Consider the following 17981-nt stretch of genomic DNA (forward strand, 5'->3'; position numbering starts at 1 on the left):
AGACCTTTTACTTTTTCACATATGGTAACCAGCAAGTGCAACTGCAATTGCAGCTTCTGCTTCTGGAAACATCATAAAGATAACGAAGATTTAACTCTTCCTGAAATTCAAAGAATATACGCTGAAGCTAAAAAAGAAGGCTATATGAACAGCATCCTCTGGGGTGGTGAGCCGCTTTTAAGACAAGATTTTACTGAAATAGCTAAAGCTTCTCACGATAACGGCATGTACACCAAAATGGCCACAAATGGTTGGTTTTTGGAAGAAAACCATGAATTTGGGCGTTATACTGATTTAATATTTGTATCTATTGATGCTATCGGAGAAAAACACGATATAGTTCGTGGAAATATGCATGGCCTTTTTGATAAGTGTATAAGCGGTATTCAATTTCATAAAAAACATTATCCAAAAATGAGAATATATGTTTGTTGCACAGTATCTAAAGCAACAACTCTTGAAGATTTAACTGAAGTTGCAAATCTCTGCAAAGACCTCGATATCCTCTTATACTTCACCGTCAATAAGAGCAATCAGGATTTTAAAGAATGGGAAGGCAAAGACGGCTTAAAAGAGCTTGAATACGAGAACGAAAAACTTTCTGAAATATTTAAAGGTATAAAATCCCTAAAACAACAAGGATATCCTATTAGAAATTCATACTACTTTATGGATTATTTAATAGATAAAAAGTCTTATTATGAATGTCACTGGCCAAGAATAGCAACAGTTGTGTACTCTAATGGCGATATCTTAAGGTGCACTGATAGAAAACCTATAGAAGGCATAAATCTACGTAAAATGTCATTAGGTGAAGCATTAAGAGCAAAGGAATTTCTTGATGTGGCCAATGCTTGTAAGGATTGCAAGCTATCCTGTGTAGGAAATTATGCCCTTGACGCTTCTGGGTTATGGAGATTTGACTGGCCAGCAATTAAATCTATTGCTCAAATCGCTATAACATAGGTTAAAGAACCTTGAGTCTATATCAATTTACTAGAAGATAAAAAAATGAGACTTGCTTTCTTGCAAGTCTCATTTTTTTATCTTCTAGTTTCTTTTTTTTCTCTTATATCCTCAGCTTCTGTATCTTTTTCTTCTTTAATCTCGCTAACTATATCTTTTATATCTCTTGAATCAATGCATTCTTCTTTTTGAATTTTTATGGAAATACTATTTTTTAACACAAGATAAAATATTAAAGCTATAGCCAACCATAATAAGAATGCCTGAAAATAATTGATAACAGGACCACCTAGTATATCACCAGCTATAGCATTCCAGGCGTTCATAATTACCCAGATTGGAAATATCACAAACCCGCAGACTAAGCCTGTTAATACAAATCCTAATATTAAAATGCCTGATAAACCGTGAATTTGAACAACCTTAAAATTTTTATTCATAGATTCTAATTATCTAACCTCCAGGGTATTCAAGAGCTCTAAAAATTCTTTCTCACTTATAATTTTAACACCTAAATTTACAGCTTTGTTATATTTTGATCCGGGATTTTCTCCTACAACAACGAAAGAAGTATTTTTACTCACGCTGCTTGTAACTTTTCCACCCAATTTTTTTATTATATCACTTGCCTCATTTCTATCCAGGGTTTCTAAAGTACCTGTAAGTACAAACGTTTTACCGGCAAGAGCTTGCTTACTTTGTATTTCTTCTTTTGTTTCTTCCAGTTTAACACCATGTTGTCTTAATTTATCAATCATTATAATGGTATCAGGGTTAGCAAAATAACTTATAACACTTTGTGCTATTTTTTCTCCGATGCCTTCAATTGAGGCTAATTGTTCATAAGTAGCCGATTTGAGTTCTTCGATCGAATAAAAATTCTTACTTAGAACATCTGCTGTCTCTTTACCTACATATTTAATACCTAAAGCATTGATTAAACGATTTAACGGTCTGTCTTTACTAGCTTGAATTGCCTCAATAATATTTGTAGCAGATTTTTCAGCCATTCTCTCAAGAGAAAGAATATTTTCTTTAGTTAAAGTATACAGATCAGCGGGATCTTTTACTAAATTATTATCTACGAATTGTGCTATTAAAGATGATCCAACACCATCAATATCCATTGCTTCTCTACTGACCCAGTGTTCAAGGCGACCTTTTAGCTGATCTTTGCAACCTAAAATATTAGGACAATAATTTATGACCTCATTTTCCTTTCTCTCTAGAGGGGTTCCACAAGATGGACAATACTGTGGAAATCTTACAGGCTCACTATCTTCTTTTCTTTGAGATTTATCAACTCCAATAACCTTAGGAATAATTTCAGCCGCCTTTTTTACATATACTTTATCACCATATCTCAGGTCTAATCTTTGAATTTCATCAGCATTATGTAAACTGGCTCTGGCAACAGTAGTTCCTGCAAGTTGGACAGGCTCTAAATGAGCAATTGGCGTAATAGCACCCGTTCTGCCTACACTAAATTCAACATCTAATAATGTTGTAATAACCTCTTCTGGAGGAAATTTAAAAGCTACAGCCCATCTTGGACTTCTTGCTGTATATCCCATCTCATCATGCTTAGTGAGATCATTAACCTTAATTACTACACCATCGGTAGCATAACCAAGATCAAATCTTTTATCATCCCAACATCTTATATAATCAAGAACTTCATCTATATTTTTACATAACTTACTTGTATTATTAACTTTAAAACCTAGTTTTCTGAAAACTTGCAATAAATCCCAGTGGGTTTTAGGTAATTCACCTTTTAACCCCAAAATAACTCCGCCATATACGAATATATCAAGATCTCTATCAGCAGTAATTCTGGAATCTAACTGTCTTACTGATCCACTACCTGCATTTCTCGGATTTGCAAATTCAGGCTCTCCTAATTCCCTTCTTCTTTCATTTAACTTTTCAAAGGCTGCTTTAGGCATGTAAACCTCGCCTCTTGCTTCAATCAACTCAGGCATTGCCTCATTATCAAGTGGGAATAGTTTAAGAGGAATACTTCTTACAGTTTTAAGGTTTTGGGTAATATCTTCCCCTGTAACCCCATCACCTCTTGTTGCACCTCTGACAAAATGTCCATTTTCATAAGTTAAGGCTATAGCAAGACCGTCAATTTTCAATTCACACACAAATTCTATATTTCCTGCGTCTGGAAAATACTTACTGGTACGCTTATGCCAATCTATTAACTCATCTTCTGAATTAGCATTATCAAGACTGTAAAGCCTAAATCTGTGTTTAACTTGCTCAAATTCTTTAGCAGGAATAGCACCAATCCTCTGGGTAGGACTATCAGGAGTTATTAATTCAGGATAATCTTTCTCTAACGACTTTAATTCGTTAAAAAGCCTGTCAAATTCAGCATCAGAAATTTCTGGTGCATCCTTAACATAATAAAGATAATTATGATAATTAATTTTATCTCTAAATTCCTGTATTCGTTTTGGTATATCAAATAAGTTCTGAGAATTCATAGAATATATTTTTCTTCCATACAAAATGAATTAAGTATTATCAATAATACCTAATTTTACTATAAAAAAGTTCTCTATCCCTAATAGAATTAATAGCCTTGAATATGATTTTCCTTGCTTTTACCGGTTACAGATTCGAAAACAGCTAATTTAATGAGTTCTTTCTGCATTAATAACTCAGATAAATCTTTAGTTCTTATTTTTGATGGATTAGTTTTTCCATTACACTCCAACTTTTTATCATTAGAAAAAGGAGATTCAATACCATTTTCCAGAACAAAATTGAACTTTTTATCAAGTAAAGGATTATAGAGATTATCATATTGAAAAGACATAAAACCTGATGTAGTTACCATTCCCAGAACAAAACTAATTGAAAATAACGCAAATTTATCTAAAAAACCCATATTATACCCCCTAAGATTAGCCCGATTAATCCTGAATTCTTATCTATTCGATCATCTGATATTAACACTTTGAGCAAATATTATTTATTAGACACCTTTACAGACATAGTTAATTAATTATGCTAGTATAAATAGAGTTTTAATAAGATTTTTTCTAGTCACTCGGGTTGAAAAATTTATCTTATGTACCTAATTAAAGCTTTAAAAAAAGTTATCAAAAATAAATCTATATTATTTACCACACCCGGCCATTCACAAGGACTGGGCATTTTGCCTGAGATCAAAACTTTAATAAATAAAAAAACTTTTAAGATGGATTTATCAGAAATAGAAGGTCTTGATAATCTCCAAAACCCAACAGGTGCAATATTAAAATCTCAACAAAAAGCAAGTGAGATATATGGAAGCAAAGCTTCTTATTATCTGGTTAATGGCTCATCTTCAGGAATACTGGCATTAATGCTGGCAACAGTAAAACCCGGAGAGAAAGTACTAATAGCTAGAAATGCTCATAAATCAGTAATTAACGCTTTAATTTTGTCAGGGGCCATGCCTGTATGGATAAATACTGAATGGATTAATGAATGGAATATTCCAGGACAGGTAAATCCTATAGAAATAACGAATTGTCTAAATAACAACCCTGAGATAAAAGCTGTATGGATTACCAGTCCCACATATCAGGGGGTTATTTCTGATATAGCAACAATAGCTAAATCATGCCAGAAAAAAGGAGTCTTATTAATCGTAGATGAAGCTCACGGATCATTATGGAATTTCAGCGAAAGACTTCCCACTCCTGCAATACAATTAGGCGCTGATGCTTCAGTTCAGTCTCTTCATAAAAATGCTTCCAGCCTTACACAAGGCGCAATTTTACACTTGAGCAGTTCTTCAAAAATAGACCCTGGAAAACTTCAACAATGCTTAAATATAATAAATACAACTTCTCCATCGTACTTAATATTAGCAAGTATAGAAGCCACTATAGAGTATTTATCTTCAAAGCCTGGTCAAAAAAAGCTGGATAGTTTACTTAATGATATTGATAAATTTCATAAAAAGCTATCAAAATACAGTGATATCTTATTTTTACAGGATACTGACCAGTATAATATCGATAAAACCAAGATACTACTTGGGATAAAAGATGTTTCAGGATACAAATTATCTAATTTGCTTCAAGAAAAATACAATATTGAAGTTGAAATGGATAATGATAAATCAATTCTTGCCCTAACTGGAATAGGAACCAGCAAGAAAAAACTAGATAAATTAGCTATTGCTATTATGAATTCAAGAAAATCATTAAAAAAATTCGAAAAGCAGGAAAATTTTATTACTCCCTTAGTCCTACCTGAAATTATATATAGCCCACAAGAAGCCTTACATAAAAAATCAAAAGTGGTTAATATAAAAGATAGTATTGGGTTAGTTGCAGCAGAAACTATTGTCACATACCCACCAGGAATCCCTATTATAACAACAGGAGAAAAAATAAAAGAAACACACTTAAAAGCTCTTAATCATCTTACTCAAATTACTGTTATTTCTGATTAAATCTTTTTATATTTTCTCAAAAATCAAAATTATTAGCCTTAAAATATAAACTTAAGGCTAATAAAACATATATAACGGATAAAATTAGGTTAGGGGGATAATTTATGTTTTCACAAGAAAACCCTTCAAATTTTTATCTAATTCTTACAATACTCAGCGCCATAATTGTAATTAGCTACGGACTAATAATAAGAAGATCTATTCTCAAGCTTGATGCTGGAACCGCAAAAATGCAGGAAATAGCATCATACATTCAAGAAGGTGCTAAAGCCTATATGAATAGACAGTATAAAACTGTAGCTATGGTTGCGATTATCCTGTTCACGATATTATTAGTGGTATTTGGATTACAAAAAAGCTGGACATTTGGTATTCTTATTGCGGTTGGATATCTGATTGGTGCAAGTTTAAGCGCACTAGCAGGATATATAGGAATGTTTGTATCTGTTAAAGCTAATGTAAGAACAGCACAAGCAGCAAGGAGTGGCCTTGCTCCAGCACTAGATGTAGCATTCAAAGGTGGTACGGTTACAGGATTACTGGTTATTGGCTTAGGACTTCTTGGGGTTGCCGGATATTATATTATTCTTAGTACTTTCTTCTACCCGGATAATACTACTGATGCAGTTAGACCATTAATAGGATTGGCCTTTGGCTCAAGCTTAATAAGCCTCTTTGCCAGATTAGGCGGAGGTATTTTTACAAAAGCTGCCGATGTCGGCGCAGACCTTGTAGGAAAAATAGAAGCCGGTATTCCTGAAGATGACCCAAGAAACCCTGCTGTTATTGCGGATAACGTTGGCGATAATGTTGGTGATTGCGCCGGCATGGCAGCTGATTTGTTTGAAACATTTGCAGTGACAGCCATAGCTACTATGTTATTAGGCTCAATAATTTTTGGCGATCCTACTGTCGTAGCATATCCACTGATTTTAGCTGGAATTTCAGCTTTAGCAACGGTTATTGGTACATTATTTGTAAAACTAGGAAAAGACAATAAAATAATGAGAGCTTTATATATAGGCTTAATAACTACTGTAATTATCTCTCTAATCGGATTTCTTGGAGTAACATTTGCATTATTTCCAGATGGATTAGCATTAGGCAGTACAATATATTCACCTATTAGCCTATTTCTTGCTACTACTGTAGGCATATTGGTGACTGCATTAATTGTAATAACTACTGAATATTACACTTCTGTAGCCTTTCAGCCAGTTCGCCATATTGCTAAATCTTCTGTTACAGGGCATGCCACAAATATAATAGCAGGGCTAGCTGTAGGTATGAGAGCAACAGCTTTACCTGTTATATTTATTGCACTTGGCATTATAATTTCTTATTCATTGGTAGGTTTATATGGAGTTGCTCTTGCTGCAATGGCAATGTTATCTATGGCTGGAATAATTGTAGCACTGGATTCTTATGGACCAATAACAGATAATGCCGGCGGTATTGCAGAAATGGCAGAAATGGGAGATGAAGTAAGAAACGTTACTGACCCGCTAGATGCTGTTGGAAATACTACTAAAGCCGTAACTAAAGGTTATGCTATAGGTTCAGCAGGATTAGCTGCAATAGTGTTATTTTCATCATATATTCAAGATCTTAAAGATGCAGCCCTTGAAGCTGGCGGAATCACGCTGGAAAATCTTATAAGAATTACCACTGCTTTTAACCTGGCAGACCCTTATGTACTGGTGGGTCTGTTCATAGGCGGCTTAATTCCATTTTTATTCGCTTCCTACGCAATGGAAGCTGTAGGCAAAACAGGCAGCAAAGTAGTAGAAGAAGTAAGACGACAATTTAGAGAAATCCCGGGCATTATGGAAGGTACAGCAAAACCAGATTATGCTACCAGCGTTGATATTGTTGCAAAGTCTGCCATCAAAGAAATGATGACTCCGGCATTATTTCCTGTATTAATCCCTATAATTCTTCTTATTATCGGCAGATTATTGGTAATTACTGAATTATTACCTTATGAAGCATATCCTGGCGCTAAAATGATAGGCGGATTATTAGTAGGAAGTATCATTACAGGCTTATTTGTAGCTATTTCCATGACTACCGGTGGTGGAGCGTGGGATAATGCCAAAAAATACATTGAAGACGGAAATCTCGGTGGCAAAGGATCTTTTGCTCATCAGGCGGCAGTCACCGGGGATACAGTTGGTGATCCATATAAAGATACAGCGGGTCCAGCTATTAATCCTATGATAAAAATACTCAACATTGTAGCTCTTTTACTTGTTTCATTCCTTGTATAAAAATCACAATTAGTCTCAATAATTAAATTTTTCATATTAGACAAAGTGAATATGCTCACTCATGCGTCATATCTTTTGCGTTATTAGTGTTATGTTAAATTAGTTTTGTTAAAGTTGTTATAGGCTGGAAAGTTTTCGAAGGAAGCCTATGCACCATGTTAATTTTAAGGTGCATCAGCGACGGAGGAAACTTTCCAGCCTATATAATTTATTTAATAGAGTACTAGTAATATTCATGGATTAATTTTTTATATTATAATGAACAAGAAAGAAATAAATAGAGTTGGAAATATGATCAAGCAAATAATTTGTGACAAAGTTATATACGCAATTAATCAAGCCATTAAAGCTGGAAATTTAGGACAAATAAGTGAAGATATATCTGGCATTATAGCAATTGAAAAGACAAGAAATGCTGAATTTGGCGATTATGCAGTTAATGTTTCACCATTAGCAAGATTTGCAAAAATGCCACCCCCTAGAATAGCAGAAGCAATAGTGTCACATATAGACTTACAAGACACAGAAATAAATGTAATTAGTGGATTCATCAATTTTAAGCTTGGTAAATCCTGGCTAAATAATAGCATCCAGAAAATAATTACCGAGAACAAAGACTATGGAAGAAATAATCTTGGTAATTCAGAAAAAGTGCTTCTGGAATACGTTTCAGCAAACCCAACAGGACCACTACATATAGGTCACGGAAGATGGGCAGCTGTAGGAAGTGCTTTATCCAATTTACTCGGCTTTTCAGGATATGATGTGGATCAGGAATTTTATATAAATGATGCCGGTAATCAAGTTAATAATCTTGGAAGATCATTATGGTTAAGAGTCCTACAGGCTCTTGGCTATGACGCAAAACTTCCTGAAACAGAAGAAGAAGGCTCTAAAAACTATTATCCTGGAGAATATTTAATAGACCTGGCTCAGGATTATATCAAAGAAAACAAAGAAAAAGCTGAAGAATTATATAAAAATAACCCCGATCCCTATAAGCCATCTGACACAGTTATAAAAGAAATGTCAGATTATGCAAAAGCTATTTTACTCCAAGAGCAGAAAGATCTGCTTAATAAGTTTAGAGTCCATTTTAATACCTGGTTCAGCGAAACTTCTCTTCATGAAACAGGCGAAGTCGCAAAAACTATTGAAAAATTAAAAACAAGAAACGAACTTTATGATAAAGAAGATGCTACCTGGTTTAAATCTGCACAGTACGGTGATGATCAGGATAGAGTTATTATAAAATCAGATGGATCATATACATACTTGACTGCTGATATAGCTTATCACTATGATAAGTTAAAAAGAGGCTATGAAAGGTTAATAAACATTTGGGGTGCAGACCACCATGGGTATGTTGCCAGAATAAAAGCAGCTATAGAAGCTCTTGGATATGACAGTAATTGCTTAGAAGTTCTACTTGGCCAGCTTGTTAATCTGATAATTAGTGGTGAGCAGGTTAGAATGGGCAAAAGAAGAAAAATGCTCACATTAGAAGAACTTATTGACGAGGTTGGTGTTGATGCAACTCGTTACTGGATGATTATGAGAAGTATCGACACAACTCTTGATTTTGATGTCGATCTGGCAAAATCCTGTTCCGACGAAAACCCTGTTTATTATGTTCAATATGCACATGCCAGAGCTTGCAGTATCTTAAGAACTGCAACATCAGAAAGACTTGATCAGGATACAAGAACTACATTACCTCCATTCATAGCTCAGGAAGACTTAAATGATATGATTAAACCTGAGAAATTTGATTCTGTAATGTTAAATGCCTTATGGAGCACAAATAGCGAAAAAGAAGTTGAATCAACTAAAGCTCTTATTCTAAAACTCGAATCATTCCAGGATCTTATACTCAGCGCAGCTAAGTTTAGAGCTCCATACCAAATAACAAGATATATACAAGAGCTTGCAAGTGATTTTCATTATTTCTACACATTTACACGAGTCTTAAATATTGAAGAGCCTGTCATGAAAGCAAGATTAAGCCTTGTTTATGCTACAAAACAAGTAATAAATAATGCATTAAATTTATTAGGAGTTAATGCTCCTGAATCAATGTAATATTTACTCCAAAATAGAGGATAGAAGTATGAATCAAACTCCAATTTGTCCAATTATGAGTTCTAAAACCGATGTTCCACAAATATGTGCGGAAGAAAATTGTGCCTGGTATATGAAAAACTATAAAACCTGCGCTGTCTATATATTGGCACACAATGCAGCTTTAGATATCAAGAATAAACAGGGAACATAGCAAAAAGGACTCTCTAAAGAGTCCTTTTTAAATACAGGTGTTGGTAAAAGATTTCTAATATTTACATGGCATTAATAAAATTTTAAAAATAGCCCAAACTGTCATTACGAGGAGGCAGCAAAGCTGCACCATTAAAGTCTACAATCATAGTCTCATTACCAAGATTGATGAATTTAGAAAAGGTGACTGTGTCACCGTGGTAATCTTTCCAGTATTCATCAGATAGATTGCCACGCCTGCGTTGCAGGCTCGCAATGACATTCTATATTCTAAGCAAACACCTAAATATATTATAAGAGTTTAATTATACTTTTTCTAGTAAATACTAATCAAATAAGGAGCTTACAGATTCATCATCGTGAATTCTTGTAATGGCATCTCCTAATAATGAAGCTATGCTTAATTGTTTTATTTTTGCTGGAGCACCCGGTTTTAAAGGAATAGTATTTGTTACAATAACTTCTTTTACAGGAGAATTTTCTAATCTTTCTAAAGCCGGGCCACTGAATACAGGATGAGCAGCACATACAAATACTTCTTTTGCACCTTCTTTGATAAGAAGTTTAGCTGCTTCTGTAATCGTACCAGCTGTATCAATAATATCATCAATTAAAATTGCTGATTTACCCTTAACATCACCTATAACATTTTCAACTTTAGCTACATTGTGTGCCTGACGTCTTTTATCAACAATAGCAATTGGACAATTAAGCTTTTTAGCAATGAATCTTGTTCTTTCAACTCCACCTGCATCAGGGCTTACCGCCACAAGTTCAGCTTCAAACTTTTTCTGCTTAATATATTTAATTAAAACTGGTGTTGAATATATATGATCTACAAGGATATTAAAGAATCCTTGTATCTGACCTGTATGTAAATCCAAAGCTAATACTCTATTTGCACCGGCAGTAGTCAAAAGATCAGCAACTAATTTTGCAGTAATTGCTTCTCTTCCAGCACTCTTCCTATCCTGTCTTGCATAAGCATAATATGGAATCACGGCGGTAATTTTCTTAGCACTTGCACGTTTAAATGCATCGATCATAATGAGCAATTCCATTAAATTCTTGTTTACTGGATCACATACTGGCTGAACTATGAAAACATCATCGCCTCTTATGCTTTCCTGAATCTGAACGTAAATTTCTCCATCACTGAAGTTTTTTATGATCATTGGACCAACTGTTGTTCCTAAATGTTCTGCAATTTCTTGAGCTAATTCAGGATTTGACCTTCCGGAAAAAATTTTAATATCGTGAGTTGGTTTTATTCTTCCCTCTTGTTCAGGCAAATGCATTTCAATTACCAATTTTTTGTCCTCCATTATACCTAGTTTTCTGCTATTATATTATCCCTTGACATTGTTTTTAGTTTTTTATCTACCCATCCTTCTATCACCTTTTGCTGTCCTCTTGCAATTGCAAGTGATAAAGATGGAACATCTTTAGTTATTACAGATCCTGCAGCAACATTTGCCCCTCTACCAATTTTAATTGGAGCGACCAATACAGAATTTGAACCAATTTTTGCACCATCTTCTATACAAGTCTTGCTCTTTTTCCTGGTAAGCGGATCGTAATTAGCTGTTATAGTTCCTGCACCTATATTTACGTTTTTACCCAGAGTGGAATCTCCTATGTAGCTTAAATGAGCAACATTACTAGATTCATCAATTACAGAGTTTTTAATTTCGACAAAATTACCAACTCTTACATTATTACTTATTTCTACACTATCTCTAATATGAGCAAAAGGGCCTACTGAACTATTTTCAGATATAACAGCATTAGAAACCCTGGATTGAAAAATCTTTACATTATCCTTAGCAGTAACATTTCCACCAATAAAGAGATTTGGACCTAATACACAATTGCTGCCAATGCTGTTTTGCCCCTCAATATAACAACCGGGAAATATCACCGTATCTTGACATATATCAGTCTCAGGAGATATCCAGGTGCTTTCAGTATCAACTATAGTAACACCATTTTCCATTAAATTATTAAGCACTCGCTTATTTAGTAAGCGTCCAGCAAAGGCTAAATCTGATTTTGAGTTAATTCCGAGGATCTCTGTATTATCACTTACTGTATATGCCTCAACTTTTAATCCTTTTTTACAGGACCAGTCAATTATATCTGTTAAATAATACTCTCCCTGCTCGTTATTTGTAGTCAGATCAAAAAATGCAGGTGATACTTTTTCCCATTCTAGACAGTACACACCTGCATTTATTTCTTTTATTAGCTTCTCTTCTTGATTTGCATCTTTTTCTTCTGTAATTCGCTTTACATTTCTACTGGAATCTCTTACTATTCGTCCATAATTCTTAGGTTGATCCAGTATTGCAGATAGCACCGTCAGTGCAGCTTTTGATTCCCTGTGAAAATCTATAAAATTATTTAGTGTTTCTGAGGTTAATAAAGGAGTATCACCACATAAAACCAAAACGGTTCCATTAAATGATTTTAAATTATCATACACTTTAAATACTGCATCTCCGGTCCCTAATTGAGGTTGTTGTAAAACAGATCTCACAGGACAAGCGTTAACAGCATAAACTTTATCAATAAAGTCTGAAACCCTATCAGCCTGGTGGCCAACCACTACAAAAATCTCAGAAATGTTGGATATATTTAAAACTTGATTTATAACTCTTTCAACTAAAGTCTTGCCAAGCATATCATGCAGTACTTTGGGAACTGATGATTTCATCCTGGTTCCCTTACCTGCTGCAAGAACTATTGCTTTAATTGAATCAGTAGTTTCCATTTTATATCCTAAAAATGCTCTACCTATACTTTATCAAATAAAAACAATGATTAAAGTTGTTTTTAAAATAGATGAAGTTAAGTTTTATTTACAAAAAAATCTTTGTCTTTTACTTGAGACTTTGCAATGTCCTTTCTATATCTCATATCTTTAAATTTAATGAGGTCAATAGATTCATATACTCTGTCATAAGCTCTATGCAAAGTTGAAGCAGTTGCTGTAACTGTCAAAACACGGCCACCGTTAGTAACAACTTCACCATACTGATTCATTGTGGTTCCAGAATGGAATACAATTAAATCATCATCGTCTATATTTTCTAAACCTTCAATTGGATAACCTTTTTTAAAGTTCCCGGGATATCCGCCAGAAGCAATAACTACAGTAATGGCATGAGAATCACTTATATTAAAGGTTTCATAATCGTCACTCAATGCTCCGGTTGCAGCAGAATATAATATTTGGAATAAATCATCTTCTAATAATGGCAAAATTACCTGCGTTTCAGGATCACCAAATCTCGCATTAAACTCAATTACGTAAGGATCATTTTTTTCATCCACCATTAATCCTGCATATAAAGTACCTGCAAATGGTGTTCCTTCATTATTCAAACCGTCAATTATTGGGAATATTACCTTCTCAGCTATCTTTTGCTCTAATTTAGTGTCAACAAAATCAACTGGAGCATAAGCGCCCATTCCACCAGTATTTGAGCCAGTATTGCCATCATATGCTTTTTTGAAATCCTGAGCCGGTGATAAAGGAATAGCATTATATCCGTCAGTAATGACCTGGAATGAGACTTCTCTTCCAACTAAAAATTCTTCAATTACGACAGCTTTATATAAGTTTTCAAAGCATCCTTCTATTACTTTTCTTGCCTGCTCAAAAGTCTCACATATAAAGACACCCTTACCAGAAGCTAAACCATCATATTTAACAACTAAAGGATATTTAGACTTTCTTGCATGATCAATAGCCTGAGTTTCCTTATCAAAAACAGCAAATGCAGCCGTAGGAACCTTGTATTTATGCATTAATTTTTTAGCATAGCTTTTACTGCTCTCAATCCTGGCAGCTGCTTGAGTTGGACCATAAATTAATAAACTATTTTTCTTGAAAGTATCAACAATACCTAATGATAAAGGCAATTCAGGGCCAACCACAGTTAAATCAATATTATTATCCTTGGCAAATTGACATAAACCATTAATATCGTCAACTCTTATATCCACGCACTGAGCTAGTTTTCTTATCCCGGCATTACCCGGTGCACAAAATATCTGACTTACTTTTTTACTCTGCTTTAACTTCCATACTAAAGTATGTTCTCTGCCTCCAGAACCAACTACTAGAACCTTCATTTCTCTTCTCCTTCCAGTAGCTTAAATTAAGTGTTATTAAATTTTACTATAAAATTTTATTACTATACATTGTTAAATATTCTAAGTTAACACTTTTAAATCTTCTTTTTCAGAATAAAGCTCAAACATATCCGTAAACTCAACATAATTAAATACTTTTTTCGGACGATAAAAAACCCATTCTTTAAAATGTATAGTAATTAATGGGAAATTCTTAATTTAAACATAGCAAAATTTATACTAAATTTAGTTTAAAACTTGATTTTAAAGAAAGATGAAATAAAATGGGAGAGAGTTTCTTAGAAAAAAATCTTGCTGAAATTTCAAGATATAATAAGAAATTGGCCGATAAAATTGCAGAACATGAGCAGTTAGACGGACATATTGATTTTATAGAAACAAAATGTGACGATATTAATCTATCTTATAATGGTGTTTTACTCCATGACGATATAGATCCTCAAGAAGAAGCCTTTGACATATTCAGAAAAGTACCATCAAACAAAAAATCAACTATCCATATATTATTTGGATTAGGTCTAGGATATCTGTTTAAGAGATTCTGTTTAAGCAGTAAAGGAAAAATAATAGTTTATGAACCTAATTTAGATATATTAAGAATAACTCTGGAGAACGTAGATTTTTTCCAAGACTTAAGAAGAAATGATATTGTGATAATAGATTCCATCGAGGACATCCAAAAGAACTTCGAAAAGCTTTATTTTGGAGACGCTGACGTAAATCTAAGTTTCTTAAAGTCATATACCAAAATGTATCCTGATAAAATCCATGAATTAACAAGTGAGCTTAGTTTTATTAAAAGCCTATATGCTAATAACTATGATAATCTTTTCGAAAAATGCTATAGTTGGACATATTGCGGCATAAGACACTTACCTGAAACAATAAGACATTACGATTTAGAATCATTAAGAAATAAATTTAAAGATAAACCTGCTGTAATAATATCAGCAGGACCTTCTTTAACCAAAAATATAGATATCTTAAAAGATTATAAAGATAAAATTGTAACTTTCTGTGTTGGAACAGCCTTAAAAACCACTTTGAACCATAAAATTGAACCGGATTTCCTGACAGTTGTGGAGGCTCAAGATTGCTCCTTTCAGATCATAGGTACTGACGTATCAAACACAAATGTAATATTACAACCTATGACTCATAGATCTTTCCACGATCTTTCTGCTAAAAGACACTTTAATTACCTTCCTAACAATGACTTTACTGCAAAATGGTTAGCAAAACTCTTTGGAATCAATATAGATGACTACAATAACAAAGGCACAGTATCAATGTGCGCTTTATTTTCAGCCAGGATTATGGGATGCAACCCAATAATCCTTATTGGACAAGATTTAGCTTATACTGATGGTAAATGCTACTCCAGCGGTAGCATATTTGAAAAATTAAAGTGTGTAAAAAACGAAAAAACTGGCAAATTTGAGATTCAGACTCCTGATGATCTAGCTGATATTTTAGATCCGCAAGGAAAATACCCAAAAGAGCACATAAAAGAACTTGCTAAACTCAGATTTGATGAAATAACAGAAAATTTATACCAAGTTAAAGGGCAAAATGGGGAAATGCTATGGACTGAACCAGGCTATGCTATGTTTATCAGATACTTTGAAAACGCCGCTGCAGATTTCGCAGATAAGACAAAGTTCATTAATTCAACAGAAGGTGGAGCTTATCTTGAAGGATTTGAACATATACCTCTTAGATCTGCTCTTGAAAAATACGCCAAGGAAGATTTAAATGCTGAATCTATTATCCATGAGTCAGTACAATACAATGTAATCTCACAAAATAAAAGGCATGAATTGATTGCAAAGGAATTAGATCAAGTAATTAAATTGTTAAATGAGAGCTTTATTTACTTTGAAGATGGTAAATTAAGCCTGGAAAGATTAATTAAGCAATTTAATTTAAATAGAATGAACCTCGAAGAATTTAAAAAAGCTTGCGGTGAAATCCTAACAAACTTCTTAACAATCGAAAATAGAATCCTTGGCCGCAATATACTTATATGGGGATTGGTTTATTCTCAATTTTCCAAGATACAGAATTATTTAAATATAAATGATAGTATCAACGAAGAATCAATAGAAAAACTAATTCAATTATCTACTGATTTCTTTGTACATACATACAATCGACTAAAAAGTGACGATCTCCCACTCATTCAAGCATTAAGAGATGGAATATATGAAAGCTGTAATCCAACGAGTTAAGAATGCATCAGTTGAAATAAATAAAGAATTATTTTCAAAGATTAACAGTGGCATTCTTGTTTTACTCGGAATAGAAAAAAGCGATACTGAAGAGCAGGCAAGGTTTTTAGCAAATAAAATTGTTGACCTAAGAATTTTTGCAGATGACACAGGAAAAATGAATCTTTCTCTTTTAGATATAAAAGGAGAAATTCTTGTTGTATCACAATTTACACTAGCAGGAGATTGCTCAAAAGGTAAAAGACCAGGTTTTGATAACGCTGCAAAACCTGATACAGCAATACCTCTTTATGAAAAATTCTTAGAATATCTAGAAGAAAGGGGACTAACACCCAAGACTGGTAAGTTTGGTGCGATGATGGATATAGCACTGGTTAATGATGGTCCAGTGACGTTTATTTTATCTGCTAAATAACTTTAAAAGCCTACTAAACGCTATCTGGAAAGAGCAGCAATAATAGATTGACTTGTTACAGTTATTTGCTCTCTCAAAGTTAAAGGATCAGGAATATCAAAATCCAGCATCTCAACAATATCTGGATCCAAAATCGGATACGTTAATTGTTCTTGAGTAACTCTATCAGCAACATACACCGTACCAACCAAAGATGGATTCTCAGACTCTTGAGGTTTATGGTGGCACATTACACTAATTCCAATTATTACTGGCAATTTCCATCTTGCTACTAATTCTCTGCCTATTTCAGTATGGGTAAAACCAAACATCATTTTCTCTGCTGTAAGCCTGTCTGCGCCAAGGCCAACTAATCTGTTAACCTCTTTAACCCCTTCTTTGTTATAAATTTCAAGAACAGTTTTTCCAATGTCATGCAATAATCCCATAACAAATGCTTCATCTGTTTGGTCATTTCCTAAACTTTTGGCAATGATTTGACATCCTACAGCACATCTAATTGAATGTTCCCATAAACTTTTTCCACAATAAGACATCATCATCGGCTTTACTGCTACACTTAAAATCAAACTTTTAATTTTATTTAAACCAAGCAAAGCCATTGCCTTATTAATGGTTGTGATTTGTGATGGAAAGCCATAATATGCAGAGTTAACCAACTTTAAAATCTCTGTCGTCATAGAAATATCTTTTGAGATAATTTCTGATAACTGGTTAATATTTGATTTAGGATTCTCAATTATATTCAAAGCTTCTGATACCACCAATGGCATTGATGGCAGTGTGGGCATTTTATCTAATATTTCTTGAATATCTTTTATCGACATAAATTCTATACTTCACACTATTATTTTCTATATATACCACATTCCGAACTGAGTTACTAATAGTATTCTTACACATATTTCATAGGAAATTAGCTGTTATCCATAAAAATTCGCATAAAAGAAATTTTTATATCCACCTTAAACATTTTTAACATATAAAATTCATATTTTCTATCAAAATTATTCTGATTAAGCAAAATATTTTTAAGGACAGCAGAAAAAATCATTAAGGATTTTGATGAAAAATCCGTTATGATTTTTACAGCCTGCTTCCTGTAACCAAAGACCACCGCATAACTCAAATATTAAAAAAACCCAAAAATTGGTAGCTGTTTTTTATGAATAAATTTTGATTTGTTTATTGAAATCAGG

The 17981-nt window shown here is 33.6% G+C and carries 14 protein-coding genes; 7 read left to right on the forward strand and 7 right to left on the reverse strand.

The features are described from left to right. Positions 1-966, forward strand: a 966-nt coding sequence (locus tag A2255_00840) for a hypothetical protein (protein OGI21120.1), incomplete at its 5' end; no start/stop codon positions are given. 77 nt (positions 967-1043) lie between these two features. On the opposite strand, the gene A2255_00845 is transcribed toward A2255_00840, so the two are convergent. The 3 genes from A2255_00845 to A2255_00855 all read right to left on the reverse strand — a co-directional run bounded on the left by A2255_00845 (position 1044) and on the right by A2255_00855 (position 3871). Then, complete coding sequence (locus A2255_00845) at positions 1044-1406, reverse strand: hypothetical protein (GenBank protein OGI21121.1); 363 nt, start codon at positions 1404-1406, stop codon at positions 1044-1046. 9 nt (positions 1407-1415) lie between these two features. Next, a complete protein-coding gene (locus A2255_00850; protein OGI21122.1) occupies positions 1416-3464 on the reverse strand; it encodes a hypothetical protein in 2049 nt (682 codons plus the stop codon). A gap of 89 nt (positions 3465-3553) precedes the next feature. Beyond that, entirely contained in the window at positions 3554-3871 is a 318-nt protein-coding gene (locus A2255_00855) for a hypothetical protein (GenBank protein OGI21123.1), read from the reverse strand. A 183-nt stretch (positions 3872-4054) separates the two neighbouring features. Here A2255_00855 and A2255_00860 point away from each other — a divergent pair, with 183 nt between their 5' ends. The 4 genes from A2255_00860 (at position 4055) to A2255_00875 (ending at position 9976) form a co-directional block, all read left to right on the forward strand. After that, a complete protein-coding gene (locus A2255_00860) occupies positions 4055-5431 on the forward strand; it encodes a hypothetical protein (protein OGI21124.1) in 1377 nt (458 codons plus the stop codon). A 104-nt stretch (positions 5432-5535) separates the two neighbouring features. Further along, the gene (gene hppA / locus A2255_00865; GenBank protein OGI21125.1) at positions 5536-7701 is read left to right on the forward strand and encodes a sodium-translocating pyrophosphatase; all 2166 of its coding nucleotides are present in this window, start codon (positions 5536-5538) and stop codon (positions 7699-7701) included. A 258-nt stretch (positions 7702-7959) separates the two neighbouring features. Then, on the forward strand, positions 7960-9783 hold the full coding sequence (locus tag A2255_00870) for an arginine--tRNA ligase (GenBank protein ID OGI21126.1): 1824 nt from the start codon (positions 7960-7962) through the stop codon (positions 9781-9783). Next, positions 9764-9976 carry a hypothetical protein gene (locus tag A2255_00875; protein ID OGI21127.1) on the forward strand — a complete coding sequence of 71 codons (213 nt, stop codon included), beginning with the start codon at positions 9764-9766 and terminating at the stop codon, positions 9974-9976. The genes A2255_00870 and A2255_00875 overlap by 20 nt, the downstream gene beginning before the upstream one ends. Before the next feature lie 325 nt (positions 9977-10301). Here the strand turns inward: A2255_00875 and A2255_00880 are convergent, their stop codons facing one another. The 3 genes from A2255_00880 to A2255_00890 all read right to left on the reverse strand — a co-directional run bounded on the left by A2255_00880 (position 10302) and on the right by A2255_00890 (position 14115). Beyond that, positions 10302-11273 carry a phosphoribosylpyrophosphate synthetase gene (locus A2255_00880; protein OGI21133.1) on the reverse strand — a complete coding sequence of 324 codons (972 nt, stop codon included), beginning with the start codon at positions 11271-11273 and terminating at the stop codon, positions 10302-10304. Between the two features lie 32 nt (positions 11274-11305). Beyond that, positions 11306-12748, reverse strand: a complete 1443-nt coding sequence (locus A2255_00885) for a UDP-N-acetylglucosamine diphosphorylase/glucosamine-1-phosphate N-acetyltransferase (protein OGI21128.1) — start codon at positions 12746-12748, stop codon at positions 11306-11308. A 77-nt stretch (positions 12749-12825) separates the two neighbouring features. Further along, positions 12826-14115 carry a phosphoribosylamine--glycine ligase gene (locus A2255_00890; protein OGI21129.1) on the reverse strand — a complete coding sequence of 430 codons (1290 nt, stop codon included), beginning with the start codon at positions 14113-14115 and terminating at the stop codon, positions 12826-12828. A gap of 284 nt (positions 14116-14399) precedes the next feature. Here A2255_00890 and A2255_00895 point away from each other — a divergent pair, with 284 nt between their 5' ends. Together A2255_00895 and A2255_00900 are read left to right on the forward strand one after the other, a co-directional pair. Next, the gene (locus A2255_00895) at positions 14400-16367 is read left to right on the forward strand and encodes a hypothetical protein (protein OGI21130.1); all 1968 of its coding nucleotides are present in this window, start codon (positions 14400-14402) and stop codon (positions 16365-16367) included. Then, the gene (locus tag A2255_00900) at positions 16342-16782 is read left to right on the forward strand and encodes a D-tyrosyl-tRNA(Tyr) deacylase (protein ID OGI21131.1); all 441 of its coding nucleotides are present in this window, start codon (positions 16342-16344) and stop codon (positions 16780-16782) included. The genes A2255_00895 and A2255_00900 overlap by 26 nt, the downstream gene beginning before the upstream one ends. A 20-nt stretch (positions 16783-16802) precedes the next feature. Here A2255_00900 and A2255_00905 read toward each other — a convergent pair whose 3' ends face one another. Continuing rightward, positions 16803-17609: a hypothetical protein gene (locus A2255_00905; GenBank protein ID OGI21132.1), complete on the reverse strand. Its 807-nt coding sequence runs from the start codon at positions 17607-17609 to the stop codon at positions 16803-16805. Positions 17610-17981: the final 372 nt, after the last annotated feature.

The sequence above is a fragment of the Candidatus Melainabacteria bacterium RIFOXYA2_FULL_32_9 genome, from assembly GCA_001784615.1.
GTDB lineage: Bacteria > Cyanobacteriota > Vampirovibrionia > Gastranaerophilales > UBA9579 > UBA9579.

Coding starts and splice junctions, on each gene's coding strand:
- A2255_00845 (OGI21121.1), bottom strand. CDS start 1,406: ATGAATAAAAATTTTAAGGTTGTTCAAATTCACGGTTTATCAGGCATT.
- A2255_00850 (OGI21122.1), bottom strand. CDS start 3,464: ATGAATTCTCAGAACTTATTTGATATACCAAAACGAATACAGGAATTT.
- A2255_00855 (OGI21123.1), bottom strand. CDS start 3,871: ATGGGTTTTTTAGATAAATTTGCGTTATTTTCAATTAGTTTTGTTCTG.
- A2255_00860 (OGI21124.1), top strand. CDS start 4,055: ATGTACCTAATTAAAGCTTTAAAAAAAGTTATCAAAAATAAATCTATA.
- hppA (OGI21125.1), top strand. CDS start 5,536: ATGTTTTCACAAGAAAACCCTTCAAATTTTTATCTAATTCTTACAATA.
- A2255_00870 (OGI21126.1), top strand. CDS start 7,960: ATGAACAAGAAAGAAATAAATAGAGTTGGAAATATGATCAAGCAAATA.
- A2255_00875 (OGI21127.1), top strand. CDS start 9,764: ATGCTCCTGAATCAATGTAATATTTACTCCAAAATAGAGGATAGAAGT.
- A2255_00880 (OGI21133.1), bottom strand. CDS start 11,273: ATGCATTTGCCTGAACAAGAGGGAAGAATAAAACCAACTCACGATATT.
- A2255_00885 (OGI21128.1), bottom strand. CDS start 12,748: ATGGAAACTACTGATTCAATTAAAGCAATAGTTCTTGCAGCAGGTAAG.
- A2255_00890 (OGI21129.1), bottom strand. CDS start 14,115: ATGAAGGTTCTAGTAGTTGGTTCTGGAGGCAGAGAACATACTTTAGTA.
- A2255_00895 (OGI21130.1), top strand. CDS start 14,400: ATGGGAGAGAGTTTCTTAGAAAAAAATCTTGCTGAAATTTCAAGATAT.
- A2255_00900 (OGI21131.1), top strand. CDS start 16,342: ATGAAAGCTGTAATCCAACGAGTTAAGAATGCATCAGTTGAAATAAAT.
- A2255_00905 (OGI21132.1), bottom strand. CDS start 17,609: ATGTCGATAAAAGATATTCAAGAAATATTAGATAAAATGCCCACACTG.